At 43.9% G+C, this 15,116-nt stretch carries 9 protein-coding genes; all 9 read left to right on the top strand.

The features are described from left to right. Window positions 1–186: 186 nt before the first annotated feature. The 9 genes from hpf to secA all read left to right on the top strand — a co-directional run bounded on the left by hpf (window position 187) and on the right by secA (window position 14,738). A complete protein-coding gene (gene hpf, locus CGZ90_RS07510) occupies window positions 187–747 on the top strand; it encodes a ribosome hibernation-promoting factor, HPF/YfiA family (RefSeq protein ID WP_094251678.1) in 561 nt (186 codons plus the stop codon). Between the two features lie 382 nt (window positions 748–1,129). Beyond that, on the top strand, window positions 1,130–1,861 hold the full coding sequence (locus tag CGZ90_RS07505) for a LytR/AlgR family response regulator transcription factor (RefSeq protein ID WP_094251677.1): 732 nt from the start codon (window positions 1,130–1,132) through the stop codon (window positions 1,859–1,861). A 171-nt stretch (window positions 1,862–2,032) separates the two neighbouring features. Next, window positions 2,033–2,350, top strand: coding sequence for an STAS domain-containing protein (locus CGZ90_RS07500; RefSeq protein ID WP_094251676.1), 318 nt, complete (start codon window positions 2,033–2,035; stop codon window positions 2,348–2,350). 206 nt (window positions 2,351–2,556) lie between these two features. Further along, on the top strand, window positions 2,557–5,604 hold the full coding sequence (locus CGZ90_RS07495) for a PAS domain S-box protein (protein ID WP_094251675.1): 3,048 nt from the start codon (window positions 2,557–2,559) through the stop codon (window positions 5,602–5,604). Between the two features lie 205 nt (window positions 5,605–5,809). Further along, window positions 5,810–7,801, top strand: a complete 1,992-nt coding sequence (locus CGZ90_RS07490; protein WP_094251674.1) for a flagellar assembly protein A — start codon at window positions 5,810–5,812, stop codon at window positions 7,799–7,801. 139 nt (window positions 7,802–7,940) lie between these two features. Beyond that, entirely contained in the window at window positions 7,941–8,420 is a 480-nt protein-coding gene (locus tag CGZ90_RS07485; protein ID WP_165766798.1) for a DinB family protein, read from the top strand. 74 nt (window positions 8,421–8,494) lie between these two features. Continuing rightward, on the top strand, window positions 8,495–10,057 hold the full coding sequence (locus CGZ90_RS07480) for a fatty acid--CoA ligase (RefSeq protein WP_094251672.1): 1,563 nt from the start codon (window positions 8,495–8,497) through the stop codon (window positions 10,055–10,057). Window positions 10,058–10,075: 18 nt separating this feature from the next. After that, window positions 10,076–11,695, top strand: coding sequence for a long-chain fatty acid--CoA ligase (locus CGZ90_RS07475; RefSeq protein ID WP_094251827.1), 1,620 nt, complete (start codon window positions 10,076–10,078; stop codon window positions 11,693–11,695). A gap of 526 nt (window positions 11,696–12,221) precedes the next feature. Then, window positions 12,222–14,738: a preprotein translocase subunit SecA gene (gene secA / locus CGZ90_RS07470; protein ID WP_094251671.1), complete on the top strand. Its 2,517-nt coding sequence runs from the start codon at window positions 12,222–12,224 to the stop codon at window positions 14,736–14,738. The last annotated feature ends 378 nt before the right edge of the window (window positions 14,739–15,116 follow it).

The following is a 15,116-nucleotide window of genomic DNA, read 5'->3' as shown; positions in this document are numbered from 1 at the left end:
GCCTGAAGCGGAGATCAACTGCTCCTCTGAATTCTTTAAAGCAACAAAGTATGCGAAAACAGCCAACTTCAAAATGACTCTTTATAAACTTTGTCGAAAGTTGTAAAGAAATTTTAAAGGTTTGGGAGGAATTACAGCAGGGGATAACGAAATATATTAACATCACCGAAAGGAGGAGTTTAAGTTATGAACTTTAACATTCGCGGAGAAAACATCGAGGTAACTGAAGCTCTAAGAAATTATGTTGAGAAGAAGGTATTGAAACTCACTAAATATTTTAATGAGACTCCGAACTCCGACGTTCACGTTAACCTGAAAGTTAATAATAGTGAACAGTCCATTGAGGTGACAATTCCAATGAAGGGGCTTTTGCTCCGTGCTGAGGAAAGGCATCTTGATTTATATGCTGCGATCGATTTGGTTGTAGAAAAGCTTGAGCGCCAGATCCGCAAACATAAAACAAAGGTGAACCGCAAATTCCGTGCGGCTGACAATGCCAAACACATGTTTACAAATGGAACCGAAGGCATCTCGACACAGGTGCTTGAGGAAGAAGATGAAGAACTCGAAATCGTGCGCGAAAAGCGCTTTGATCTTAAGCCGATGGACGCTGAAGAAGCGATCATGCAGATGGACCTGCTCGGCCATAGCTTTTTCGTTTTCAGCAATGCTGAAACGAGCAAAACGAATGTTGTGTACCGCCGTAAAGACGGCAAATACGGCTTGATCGTTCCTGAAGAAGTTTAATAGCTTTGATGATAACAGCCGCAGCGAGCATTTGCTTGCTGCGGCTGTTTTTGTGTTTGTTCAAAAAAATCAACAAAAAACTCCAAAATATGTAGAGTGGTATAAAGACAAATGATAAAATTAAATTATTAAAAATTTTTGGAAATTGTTTGAAACATCATAAAAGCTTTAATTAAAGCAGTGATTGCTGTGATTAAAGTTTAAGTATAAGTGCAACTAGACTGACTTAAGAATATGGAGTCAGTCAAGTTTTCTTTAGCAAACCAGCTTTATTAAATGCTAATTGCTGAGCAAATTGTTTTTACAGTTAAATTTATACACAGTACAAGACGCACCCGAAATTTAGTGGGAAAACAAAGAATACTTAACAGCAGGTGATTAGATGAAACCATATAAGATATTGATCGCAGATGATGACAGACCATCACGAGAAGTTTTAAAGCAATTTATAAAACCGCTTCCACAGTTCGATGTGTGCGGTGAAGCCTCTAACGGAGACGAATTAATTAATCAGTCTGCTGTCCACCAGCCTGATCTTATACTCATGGATATTTGCATGCCTTTAATTAATGGAATCAATGCTATTAAAGAAATCATTAAATTTTCTCCCCACGTAAAATTTATCATTATTACGGGACACGAAAAATTTGCCGTAGAAGCTTTTAATTTGTCCGCTCTTGATTATATTGTTAAGCCTGTAGAACGAGCCAGGCTGTTTACGGCTCTTCAGAAAGCCGCTGCACAGTTTGACTATATGAATCGGGAAAAAGAGCGTGTTTCAGCTAAAAAGCTGCTGATGAAAAATAAAGGATCTGTAAGCTTTATCGCTTATGATGATATTGTTTTTGTTGAAAAGTCCGAACGTAAGGCTCATATTCATACTTTAAGCCAAGTATATGAGACGACGGACACTCTCGATACGCTCGCACGCAAGCTAGATGAGCGTTTCTTATCTGCCCATCGTTCTTTTATTATTAACATTGACTGGATTGAAAATATTACCCCTGTTGATGAAACGTTTAAAGTGAGCTTCCGCAACTACAGCGAAACCGCTCATATTTCGAAGCATAAGATCAGCAGCATTCAGAAAGCGATACAAAGCTACTCCCGTTAATTTTTTGGGGGGTTGTGCAGTTAATGGGGCATTTCAGAATGTCTTGAGGCATAACAGATGGCTGAACGGGATTATTTATGTACCGTTTGGGAAATTGCCAGTTAGACAGTTTCGTATATCAATTAGTAAAATATTTTATATATTTAAAAATTGAATACAGAAGGTGTCTCCATGCTGACCTATGATTTAAGAGTGGAACAAGAAACCATTTCAATTGACCTTAAGGGAAACATTGACATGAGAGCAGCAGAATTGTTTGAGAATGGTCTGTTTGTGATAGCAGACCACGAAAACCGCACTTTTTTTCTGCATTTTGAAAATGTAGAGAATGTTGACTCGAAAGGCTTGGACTGCATTATTAAGATGATGCGCAAGGTAAGAGCAAGAGGAAACGAGATTTACATAGCCAACATGGCTGCAGACACACGCCTTCTTTTACTGGAACAATGGATTCAAGAAATGCCTGAAGCAGCAGTATTATCATTTTAAGATAAAGAGCACCGAAGCGTCCGCATCCTCACCAGGCGGGACGCTTTTTATTTTGCAATTTTTCGGCCTATGCCTCCCTAAGCTTGTCAGTACTTTTTGCCTATATATTTCTACAAAGTTCGACAAAAACGGTCATTCAGTCTCTAAATAGATAGGTGCGAATCATTGTATGATTATGGGAGAATATCATTTTATGGGGTAATTTTATGCACTTAACACATATTAACGTTTATCTCGTTATGCTCTCATTATGCATATCTGTTTTAACGTCCTACTTAGCGCTGTTCTTTGTAGGAAAAAGCACCGAAAGTAAAACACAAAAGGTATCCAAAATCTGCATCGGCGGTATAGGTTTTGGTTTGGGAATCTGGGCGATGCATTTTATCGCGATGACTGCTATGCATGTTTCGTTTCAATATGACTGGTTTATGACGCTGCTGTCATTACTGATCGCGATCTTAGCTTCCTCGCTTTCTTTCTATAAGCTTTTCAACACTCCTAATAAAATGCCGGCTATTCTGCTGTCTTGCAGCCTTTTAAGTGCCGGGATCATATCTATGCACTACTTAGGCATTTATGCGATCAAGTTTAAAGGCATTATGATTTTTAATTGGTTTTATGTAGTGCTTTCAATTGTAATCGCTTTTATTATTTGTTTTGCCGCGCTGAACATCTTTTATTTATTTAAAAAAGGATCCTCTATTTTATTGATCAATAAATGGACAAGTGCTGTTTTAATGGGATTAAGCATTGCATCCATGCATTTCATCTCTATGATGGGAATTGCCTTTCATCCTGACCCATCGGCTGCATATGAAATCAATCCGGTAGAACACTCATTGTTCCTCCTTATTGTCGTACTCGTAACTTCTTTCATTATTATCTCCAGCCTGCTTCTTGCAGGCTATGAAAATAAAGTGATGAGAGAAGCAGCCAAGTGGGGAGAAGAGCGTTATCAGTCACTTTTTCTTCATAATCCTGATGCTATCTTTACTTTTGACCTTGAAGGAAGATTCATGACCATTAATCCTGCAGGCGAAGCTCTTACTGGCTATAAAGCGGAGGAAATCATCGGCCAGTCATTTGCTCCTCTAATTGCGGAAGAGGATCTGGAAAAAACGTACAGCCATTTTCAAAAGTGCCTGTCTGGAGAATCTCAGGAATATAAAGTATGGGCGATCAGCAAAGACAACAGAAGGGTTTATGTAAATGTTAAGAACACGCCTATCATAATGGGAGATCAGATTATCGGTGCCTACAGCATTTGTTCGGATATTACAGAGCTTTATACAACACAGCAGGCTCTAAAAGAAAAGCAGTCCTTATATCAATCTATTTTAACTACAATGTCAGATGGCCTTGTTGTAATAGATACAGAGGGGAAAATGCTTTTGGCGAATGAGAAAGCAGCGGCAATGGTCAACTATGATTACGAGGACTTTCAAAAAACAACTCCGCTTAGTCCTTCATGGCAATTAATAAGGGAAGACGGCTCCTGCTATCTTCCGGAAGAAAAGCCAATCTATCAGACATTGAAAACAGGTAAAGCTTTTTACCGTCAAAACATCGGTGTAAAGCTATCTGACGAGAATGGCAGTGAAAATATCTTATGGATTTCGGCTAACACTGCTCCATTAGTGATGGATGGGGTGCTAAAAGGTGTTGTTGTCACATATCGGGATATTTCAAAAGAAAAGAAACAGGAAGACACATTAAAAGTTTCCAATGAAATCATGAGTACTTTAATAGAAAACCTCCAGTTTGGTGTGCTGGAAGAAGATGAAAACCGGAACATTCTTCTGGCTAATGAAGAATGTTTTAAGATATTTGGATCGTCTGCCAGCCCAAAAGATTTTTATGGCATGAACATTAAAGACCTGTCCGGCCACATCATGCGTTTTTTTCCAGAAAAAATTAATGTTAAAAAACAGACAGAAACGATTATTCACAATAAAAAAATGGTGACAGACGAAATTTTACTTAACAATAGCCGTCTTATCCGAAGAACGTATATCCCCATTTTTTCGAATGAATTGTACAAGGGCCATTTTTGGAAAATCGAAGACATTACAGAAGAAAGAAAATTAGAAGAATCTTTATATATCGCAAAAGAAGAAGCAGAGAAAGCGAATCGGGCAAAATCGGAATTTTTGTCAAAGATGAGTCACGAGCTTCGGACGCCGCTTAATGCGATATTAGGATTCGCACAAATTTTAGAATATGATTCAGAAGAACCGCTAACGTTTCAGCAAAATCAAAAAGTGCAGGAAATTCTTCAGGGTGGCAGGCACTTGCTTCACCTCATCAACGAAGTGCTCGACTTATCAAGCATTGAATCAGGGCACACCGCTTTTCAGTTTGAGCACGCTGTGTTTGAGGAGTTGCTCGAGCAGTCATTAGCGCTTGTGCAAAAACAGGCGGATGAGATGAATGTAACATTGGAAATTATTGAACTGCCAGAAATACCGATAATCTTAAATGTTGATACTACAAGGTTTCAGCAAATACTTATTAATCTTTTGACGAACGCGATTAAATATAACCGAAAAAATGGGAACGTATCACTTGCAGCATGTAAAAAAGATCAATACGTTACGCTTGCAGTGAAGGATACTGGACAAGGTATACCCGCGCATGATCTGCCTCATATATTTGAACCTTTTTATCGGGGAAGCGATGTAAAAGGCAGAATAGAAGGAACCGGGGTAGGCTTGTCAATCGCAAAAATGATGACAGAAAAAATGGGCGGAGAGATGTCTGTAGCAAGTGAGGCGGGTAGAGGCAGCACTTTTACTATTACGTTTCCGTTTACAGAAGACTTTGTCTTCCCAAGAACGAAAGAAATGAAAAAGGGAACATACCGCTTTTCTTCAAGAAAAGTGCTTTATATTGAAGACAGTGCATCCAACACAGCGCTCATGTACCAGGTTTTAAAAAACATTCCAGGCATTGAGCTTTTCACTTCGAAAACGGCAGGTGAAGGCATCCTTCTTGCCAAATCCCTTTTGCCTGATATCATCATGCTGGACCTTCATATGCCAGACATGAACGGCTTAGAAGTCTTTCGCATCTTGAAAAAGACAGGCTCTACCCGCTTCATACCAGTGATTGCCGTAAGTGCAGCTGCGATGGAGTCTGATGTTGAGCAAGCATTGTCATCCGGCTTTGCTGACTATGTGACCAAACCAATCGATATCAATCAGGTTATGGAAGTTTTATATAAACATCTTGAAGCATCTTTTGTGAGCCAATGATGAAGGATTAAAAGAGCGGAGCAGTTGGTTACAAGCAGCCGCCTGTTCCGCTAATTCTGAGGAACATCACAAACTAACGTCTACTTTTAAAAAAAGCATCAAAAAAAGATAATCGTGACGATAAATTAATGGACAGCCTAGAATATCTAAAGGATTTTCAGAAAAGCATTTTAATTACAGCTTTTTCATATCAGGGGTGTTTGAAATGGCCAACAGCATTATTTCAAAAGGAAGTACGGTGGATGAGGCCGTTACAAACGGGCTTCAGCTGTTAAATACGAATGTGGAAGAAGTTAGTATTGAAATATTAGAAGCTGGGAAAAAAGGTATTCTCGGACTGCGCATGAGGCCGGTTATCGTGAAATTAACTTTTATCGAGGAAAAGACGACAAGCAGCCAAAGTGACTCACTTATGCAAGAAGCTGAAAAGGATGCTTCTCTAGTGGACTATAAATCTTGTGCCTGGGTTAGTGATGGAAAGGTTAATGTAAAAGAACGTGCGGTTGTTGTTCCATGCGAAGGTATTGAGTTTTATGTGAACGATGTGATAACAAATAAGCAAGCAGAAGTGAATGATACGGATGCTATTTCAGTGATTATCAGCCCAGTCATCCAGCATGCTTCATGTTCGGTTTCCATTGATCGTACAGGGATGAGTGCATACTTAAACATTCAGCCTGGGTATACGGGCTATTTCCAGCTTGAAGATGCTGCACCCGCAGCTTATCTGCAGTTAAAAACCGTAGAAGCTAAAAGAGATTATCAATTTGTCAGTATACAAGAGATCGTGAAGCGTATGGAAGCAGCAGGCATCACATATGGCATCCATTACGATGTAGTTCGAGAAGCGGTACAATCAACAGATGGCGGAACATTTGTCATTGCCGAGGGTGTACCGTCAGTGCCTGGGAAAAATGGCGAGTTCCATTATCACATAAATATGAAGGGCAGGACCCTTTCACCAGCAGAGAGAAAAGACGGATCTGTCGATTTCCGTGAGAGCTTTTATGTTCCTTCTGTAAGTCCAGGACAGGTGGTCGCAGATTATATACCTGCTGTATCAGGCAAGAACGGGAAGAACGTGTACGGAGAAGACCTGCCGGCACCGCCAGTATATGAGCTGGAAATCAGCTGCGATCATGGGATGATGCTGGCCGAGCCGCAAAAATCATTGATTGCTACAGAACACGGGAGACCTTTACTCAAACAAAAAGGAAAGAAAGTTACAGCATCGATCGTGAAAAAACTCAAGATTAAAGACGATGTCGATCTTGCACAAGGCAACATCCGTTTTATTGGCGATGTAGAATTGATGAAGAACGTTAAAGAACACATGGTCGTGCATGCTGAGGGTGATGTGGTGCTTCACGGCAATGCTGATCATGCTGAAATCATAGCGGGTCAAACCGTATATTTACATAAAAGTTCAATTAACAGTAAAATAACCGCTGGAAAAGGCAGTGATCTTTCGTCTGAGCTTAATCTTTTATTAGATGAAATATGCGCTATTTTAAACGCTGTGTATTCTGCGATTAAACAAATTCATGGCGCCGCTGCAACCAAAACCTCTTCTGAGTTTGCGAACGTTAGCATAGGGAGATTAATTGACCGGGTAATTGAACAAAAGTACAAAGATTTAATTCCTTTGATGCGTACATTTACTGATAAGATACAGAATCAACAAAATGCCCTGCAAGAAGGATGGTTTGAACTGGCGGTACAGTTTCAAATAAGATTTCTCATATTACAAAAAGAGGAGTTTTCCAGCCTGGAAAATTTTTCTCAACTGTTACAAAAAGCTGAAGATACTCGGCAGAACCGCCAAGATGTTATAGATCCAAACGTTTGTATTCATGCTGCTTATGCCGTTAATAGTGAGCTGTATAGCAGCGGGGACATAACGATACATGAAAAAGGCATTTATAACTGCAAAGTGCACGCATATGGAAAAGCTGAAATTAACGGCTATATGCGAGGCGGAGAACTGTACGCTGCGGGTGGTGCGGTTATTAAAGAAACAGGGTCAGCGGGAGGCGTGAAAACGTTCGTGCATGTCCCAGCAGAGGCATCGATACGTATCGAAAAAGTGATGGAAGGCACAGTGATTAAAGTAGGCTGCATCATTCATCGTTTTAATGATGAAACGGCTCAAATCTATGCCCGCCTGGATGAAAATTCTCAGCTTGTATTATATTGAAGTAATTTTATACAACAGAAGAAGCAAAAGTTGAAAGTGCGGTGTTTAATGCCGCATTTTTTTTGTATGCGCAGGCAAAAAGGAATTCCCGCACGTTAATAGAACTAATTAAACATGACGAATTGAGGAGGGATTATCATTGTACCAGGACATCCTGCTAAAGCAGCTGGCTGCATTCCGGCATAATACACTGTCGGTTGTGGAAGGTGTGACAGAGGAGATGGCAGATATCGTACCGGAGGGCTTCAATAACAATATTCGCTGGCAGCTTGGCCACATTTATCTCGACCAGTACGATTGGCTGTACCACAAGATCAATGAAGATTCGCCGGTTCCAAAGCATTACCGCGAATTGTTCGGCTATGGCACACGTCCTTCTGACTGGAAGCTGTCACCGCCTACACTGGATGAGCTGAAGAACCGGCTCGCAGACCAAGTCGATCATATTAAAGAACACTTTGGCCGCAGGCTTGATGAAGAGCTTGAATCCCCCGCTGAGCTCGGCATGAACACTTTTGCTGAAATCCTGCCGCGCACTTTTTATCATGAAGGCATGCATACCGGACATATTATCGCCCTTAAAAAAGCGATGAATGCCGAGCAGCATGCCAGCTTGTAAGCAATCATCTGACAATCTATGTTTCACTTCATAACTGTATCTTTTAAAAAATACTGTATTGGAGGAATGAACGTATGTATGTGACGATTGGACAGCTATTTGAACAGACAGTAAGGAAGTTTCCAAGAAAGGAAGCGCTTGTGGATATGGCAAGCGGCAGGCGCTGGACGTTCGAGGAGTATGATGAAGACGTGAACCGGCTCGCAAACGCACTCCGTGAGTCAGGCGTGCATAAAGGCGACGTCGTATCTACGTTTCTTTTTAACTCGAGTGAGCTCGCCATCATTTATTTTGCGTGCGCCAAAATCGGCGCCGTCCTCAACCCGATTAATTTCCGCCTGAAATCACAGGAAGTTTCTTTTATTCTGCAAGATTGCCACCCCCGGCTGTTTATCTATGAAGCTATGACCGAACCCCACGTGAACGCACTGAAACAAGAGTTCCCTAATATTTCATACTGGTCCATCTCTCCATCACAAGAATCTGACACCATTTCTTTCCACGATAAAATGAAATCCTCATCAAGCGAACCACCAGAAATCAGCGTTAAAGAAGACGATCTGTATGCCATCATGTATACGAGCGGTACGACAGGAAGGCCTAAAGGGGTACTCCATCGTCACCGCGAAATGATCGATATGAGCTTGATCGGCATGAACGCCATCCATCTGCGTCCGGACGATGTCGGGCTTGTCGCTGCGCCAATGTTCCACTGCGCTGAGCTTCACTGTGCGTTTTTACCGCGCGTGCATGCAGGCTGTTCGAACGTTATCTTGCATCACTTTGATCCTAAGATGGTGCTTGAAACCATTGCATCCGAAAAAATAACGATCATGTTCGCTGCGCCGACGATGTGGAATATGATGCTGCAGGAGAATCTTGAAAACTACGATTTGAGCTCGATGCGCTACAGCCTTTACGGCGCTGCACCGATGGCACCTGCCCTCGTCACCAGGCTTAAAGAAGAGATGGGCATGCAGCTCGTTCAGGCATATGGCATGACCGAGATGGGACCTGCAATTACGTACCTGTCAGAAGATGAACAGCTGTCCAAAGCCGGTTCAGCCGGAAAACCATGCTTGAATCATGAAGTAAGGGTTGTCCGCACGAACGAAAACGGGCCGAGTGAGCCGGAAGACATTCTGCCGCCATTCGAGGTCGGCGAGATCATCGTTCAAGGGCCGTGCATGATGCCAGGCTACCATAACCGTCCAGAAGCAACGGAAAAGGCACTTTACAAAGGCTGGTATCATAGCGGAGACCTCGGTTATATGGACCGCGACGGATACCTGTACATTTCTGACCGTGTCGATGACATGATCATCTCAGGCGGCGAGAACATTTATCCGCGTGAGGTAGAGGATATTCTTTACGAGCATCCTGGAGTCCTTGATGCGGCAGTGCTTGGTGAACCGCATGAGAAGTGGGGCGAGCAGGTTACAGCTGTCATCGTGAAAAAAGATCCGTCTTTAACAGAGGAGGATTTAGAAGCATTTTGCCGCAGCAGCGACAAGCTGGCTGCCTATAAACGGCCTAAACGGTTCATATTTATGGAAGCGCTTCCTCGCAACGCGAGCGGGAAGATTCAAAAGTTTCTGCTGCGCCAGCAATACGCTGTTAAAAGTACCGCCAATTAAAAGGGAGGTTATTTTATGATGATGAACGTACCATTGCGCGTGACGATGATGATCGAGCACGCTGAACGATATTTTCCAAAAAAATATGTAACAAGCCGCACGATGTCAGGCATCCGGCGTTTCACGTACCGTGAGATCGGCGAGCGGACACGCAGGCTCTCAAGTGCTCTCGTTAACCTTGGCATTCAGAAAGGGGACAAAGTCGGAACGCTTGCGTGGAATCATCACCGCCATTTGGAAGCTTATTTTGGCATTCCGGGTGCTGAGGCGGTGCTGCACACGATCAACATCCGGCTTTCAAAAGAGCATATTTCCTACATCATCAACCATGCAGAAGACAAGGTGCTTCTGATCGATCAGGATATACTGCCGCTCGTTGAGATGATGAAGGATGAAATTCCAAACGTAAAAGCCTTCATTTTAATGACTGATGAAGCAAAGCTGCCAGAGTCGCCGCTTCAGCCGATGTATCATTACGAGGAACTGCTTGAAGGTGGAGATCCGAATTACGTGTTCAACGACCGCATCGATGAGAATGATCCAGTGGGCATGTGCTATACGTCTGCCACAACCGGCAATCCAAAGGGAGTCGTTTACACGCACCGCTCAACCGTTCTTCACAGTCTGGCTCTCGGCCTCACAGACAGCGGAGGTGTTTCAGAGGGCGACATCATCATGCCGGTCGTACCGATGTTCCATGTGAACGCTTGGGGTCTTCCTTTTGCTGCAACTTGGTTCGGTACATCACAAGTTCTCCCAGGGCCGCAGTTCACACCAAAGCTTTTGGCAGAGCTGATTGAGATGGAAAAGGTGACGCTCACTGCTGGCGTGCCGACAATCTGGCTTGGTCTTCTGCGAGAACTGGATCAAGGCAGCTATGACACGAGTTCTCTCCGAGCCATTCTCTGCGGCGGATCTGCAGCTCCGCGCGGCATGATCAAGGCGTTTGAGATGAAATACAACATTCCGTTCGTCCATGCATACGGTATGACGGAAACGAGCCCGCTTGTCGTGCTCTCGCGCTTGAAGAGCTATCAGACCGACCTGGATAAGGAAGAGATACTTGATATTCGCGCGATGCAAGGCTATGTTGTGCCTGGCGTGGAAATGAAGGTGGTCGGAGCTAACGGCGAGGTAAAGTGGGATGGACAAGAAATGGGCGAGCTCGTGCTGCGTTCAAACTGGATATGTGACGAATATTATAAAGACGATGATAAAAGTGCTTTCTCAGACGGATGGCTTTACACCGGCGATGTGGTCACAGTGAATGAGGAGGGGACAATTAAGATCGTCGACCGTACAAAGGATCTGATCAAGAGCGGAGGCGAATGGATATCCTCGGTTGATCTCGAGAACGCACTTATGGCGCATGAAGACATTTTCGAGGCATCCGTCATCGCCATACCGCATCCGGAGTGGCAGGAACGGCCGCTCGCCTGTGTCGTTCTCAAGCCAGAAGCTGCAGGACGTGTGACGAAGCAGGACATCAAAGACTACCTGAGACCGCAGTTCGCCAAATGGTGGATACCGGACGACGTCGTTTTCTTGAACGAAATTCCGAAAACATCTGTCGGGAAGTTCTTGAAACGCGCGCTCAGAGAGCAGCTTAAAGAACACTATTCAGTGATGAAGAATTAAATAAATGAAATTGAAAAACCTGTGGCAGGCTGCTGATGCTTGCCACAGGTTTTTTTGACCTGTTTTCCAAAAGATTGTGCTTAAAGGGTTGTTTAGTTGAAAGTCCAGTGAAGTAACGAGAGCTATTTAAGTTAAGCTTCTATGTCTAACCATGAGGTTATGTTTCTATTTGGGTTTAATGGTTATGACTTACACTTTCATCATAATCGTGATCTTCTTGAATGCATCATTGATAAAGTTGATCGGAGTGTAAGGTGCCGACTCCAGCGGGACGAGTGGGACAGGTGAGACCCTTTAGGGCGCGAAGCGGCAAAGGGGCTCACCGCCCGCCCCGCGGAAAGCGTGCACCTGAAACGGAGATCAACTTCTTCGCTGGCTTCCAAAAAGCTTCTATGGTGTAACGAATCTGTTTCCTTATATTGCTTATTATTCCGCTGCTTTGCCCTTGTTTTCTTGTAGCAGCCTCGACAAACTGCTAAAATGGAGAAAGATCATATTTTCTGAAAACAGAGGAGCGTTAACGCCGATGATTCAATTTTTGAAAAAGATTTTTCCAAATGCCAATGACCGCAATTTGAATAGATACGAGCGGATTGCCGGACAAGTGGAAGCTGCTGGGGAAGCGCTCAAAAACTTGAGTGATGAAGAGCTTGCAGGCAGGACGGATGTACTGAAAGACCGCCTGAAAAACGGAGAAACATTGGATGATATCCTTGTTGATGCGTTTGCTGTCATCCGTGAGGCATCAACCCGTGTACTCGGACAAAGACACTATCCAGTACAGATCATGGGTGCGATGGCATTGCACGAAGGAAACATCGCCGAGATGAAGACCGGTGAAGGTAAGACGCTCATGGCGACGCTTGCTATTTACTTGAACGCACTGACAGAAGAAGGGGTTCACGTTGTAACGGTCAACGAATACCTTGCTCGCCGTGACTCTGAAATCATGTCGCCGCTGTTTAATTACCTTGGACTGACTGTCGGCCTTAACATTTCCAACCTATCTAAAGAAGAAAAAGCAGAAGCGTACCGCTGTGATGTTACATACGGCACGAACAACGAGTATGGATTTGACTATCTGCGCGACAACATGGTCGTTTACAAAGAGCAGATGGTACAGCGCCCGCTTAACTTTGCTATCGTCGATGAAGTTGACTCCATCCTTGTCGATGAAGCGCGTACACCGCTGATCATTTCCGGATCTGCCGCGAAATCGACTGAGCTTTACGCAATGGCAAATCACTTTGTGCACCGATTGAAAAAAGAAGAAGATTATACGGTGGATGAGAAAACGAAGAACGTCCAGCTGACAGAAGAAGGAATCAACAAGGCTGAGCAGATGTTCAACATCGATAACCTTTACGATTATGCGCATGTTACGCTTAACCACCACATCAACCAAGCTCTCAAAGCAAAAGTCATCATGATTCGTGATGTGGATTATGTTGTTCAGGAAGGCGAAGTGGTTATCGTTGACCCGTTCACTGGCCGTTTGATGGCTGGGCGCCGTTACAGCGATGGTCTTCACCAGGCGATCGAGGCGAAAGAAGGACTCGAAATCCAGCGTGAGAGCATGACGCTTGCGACGATCACGTTCCAGAACTATTTCCGTATGTACAAAAAACTCTCGGGTATGACGGGTACAGCGAAGACGGAAGAAGAAGAATTCCGTAACATCTATAACATGGATGTAAACGTTATTCCTACAAACAAACCGATCGCTCGTTTGGACAGCTCGGATCTAATCTACAAGTCCATGGCTGGAAAATTCCGTGCGATCGTAGAAGAAATCGCCCAGCGCCACGCGACTGGTCAGCCGATCCTAGTCGGTACGGTAGCTGTTGAAACGTCCGAATTATTGTCACAGATGCTGCATAAGAAGCGTATCCCGCATAACGTGCTTAACGCAAAAAACCATGAGCGCGAGGCAGAGATCATTGAGAACGCAGGTCAAGTCGGCATGGTAACAATCGCGACAAACATGGCAGGACGCGGAACGGACATCAAGCTTGGAGAAGGAGTGCGTGAACTTGGCGGCCTTCATATCCTCGGTACTGAGCGACACGAGTCACGCCGTATCGATAACCAGCTCCGCGGACGTGCAGGACGTCAAGGGGACCCAGGTTCTTCACAATTTTATATCTCGATGGAAGACGAGCTGATGCGCCGCTTCGGATCAGATAACTTGATGAACATGATGGAGCGCCTCGGAATGGATGAGGATACTCCGATCGAGTCCAAACTTGTAACAAAAGCGGTTGAATCTGCTCAGAAGCGAGTGGAAGGTTCCAACTTTGATGCTCGTAAACAGCTTCTTCAATACGATGATGTTATGCGCCAGCAGCGCGAGATTATTTACGGCCAGCGCCAAGATGTTCTTGATGCTGACAACTTGAGCGACATTATCGTCCGCATGCTGGATGCTGTTGTAGATAGAGTTGTTACAGCACATACGCCAGATGAAACGGTACAGGAAGAGTGGGATCTTAAAGAGATCGCTGACCATATTAACGGTGTGATGTTCACTGAACAGGTATACAGCGAGAAAGATTTCAAAGGTCTTGACCGTGAAGAGATCATCGAGAAAATTAATGAAAAAGTGCATGCTGCATTCCAAGAAAAAGAAAACATGATGCCAGAGGAACAACTGCGAGAGTTTGAAAAAGCGGTTATCCTTCGTGCAGTTGATACGAAGTGGATGGATCATATCGACCAGATGGAACAGCTTCGCCAAGGTATCCACCTGCGTGCTTATGGTCAGATCGATCCGCTGAGAGAATATCAGTTTGAAGGCTTTGAAATGTTCGAAGCGATGATCGCAGCGATTGAAGAAGAAGTGTCAATGTACATCATGAAAGCGCAGGTCGAACAGAACGTCCAGCGTGAACAGGTGGCAGAAGGCAAAGCAGTCGTGCCGAGCGACAAAGCAGAATCGAAAAAGCAGCCAACCCGCAAAAAGTCCGACATCGGGCGTAACGATCCATGTCCTTGCGGCAGCGGGAAAAAATATAAATCATGCCACGGAGCAGCAGCAGAATAACCTGTAAAAGAGAGTCTTAAATGGCTCTCTTTTAACGGTTATAGACGAAGTTTTTTTGAAAAATTGTTGCTTTTAGACGGGTTGATTCTGTAATGTTGTTCTTTGGAATTTCCTTAAGGTGAAGATAATTCTTCAGCGGTAAATCTTTAAGGAATGCTTCCATTTTTTATCTCATACATGCATCAACTTTGGATGCTTCATTGAATAAGTTGATCGGAGTGAAAGGCGCCGACTCCTCGAAAATGAAGATCACATTTTCTTCGTGCGATGTCTTGCTACGTAGCTTTCCTTATCCTGCGGGACGAGTGGGACAGGTGAGACCCTTTAGGGCGCATAGCGGCAAAGGGGCTCACCTGTCCAGCAGAAAACGGCTAGCCC

The organism is Fictibacillus aquaticus (assembly GCF_002245695.1).
Taxonomy (GTDB): domain Bacteria; phylum Bacillota; class Bacilli; order Bacillales; family Fictibacillaceae; genus Fictibacillus; species Fictibacillus aquaticus.
This window is presented reverse-complemented; position numbering and strand designations above follow the sequence as displayed.

Bases quoted from the DNA above. Each gene is read 5' to 3' on its own strand.
- CGZ90_RS07505 (WP_094251677.1), top strand. From the start codon at position 1,130: ATGAAACCATATAAGATATTGATCGCAGATGATGACAGACCATCACGA.
- CGZ90_RS07500 (WP_094251676.1), top strand. From the start codon at position 2,033: ATGCTGACCTATGATTTAAGAGTGGAACAAGAAACCATTTCAATTGAC.
- CGZ90_RS07475 (WP_094251827.1), top strand. From the start codon at position 10,076: ATGATGAACGTACCATTGCGCGTGACGATGATGATCGAGCACGCTGAA.
- CGZ90_RS07490 (WP_094251674.1), top strand. From the start codon at position 5,810: ATGGCCAACAGCATTATTTCAAAAGGAAGTACGGTGGATGAGGCCGTT.
- secA (WP_094251671.1), top strand. From the start codon at position 12,222: ATGATTCAATTTTTGAAAAAGATTTTTCCAAATGCCAATGACCGCAAT.
- CGZ90_RS07480 (WP_094251672.1), top strand. From the start codon at position 8,495: ATGTATGTGACGATTGGACAGCTATTTGAACAGACAGTAAGGAAGTTT.
- hpf (WP_094251678.1), top strand. From the start codon at position 187: ATGAACTTTAACATTCGCGGAGAAAACATCGAGGTAACTGAAGCTCTA.
- CGZ90_RS07495 (WP_094251675.1), top strand. From the start codon at position 2,557: ATGCACTTAACACATATTAACGTTTATCTCGTTATGCTCTCATTATGC.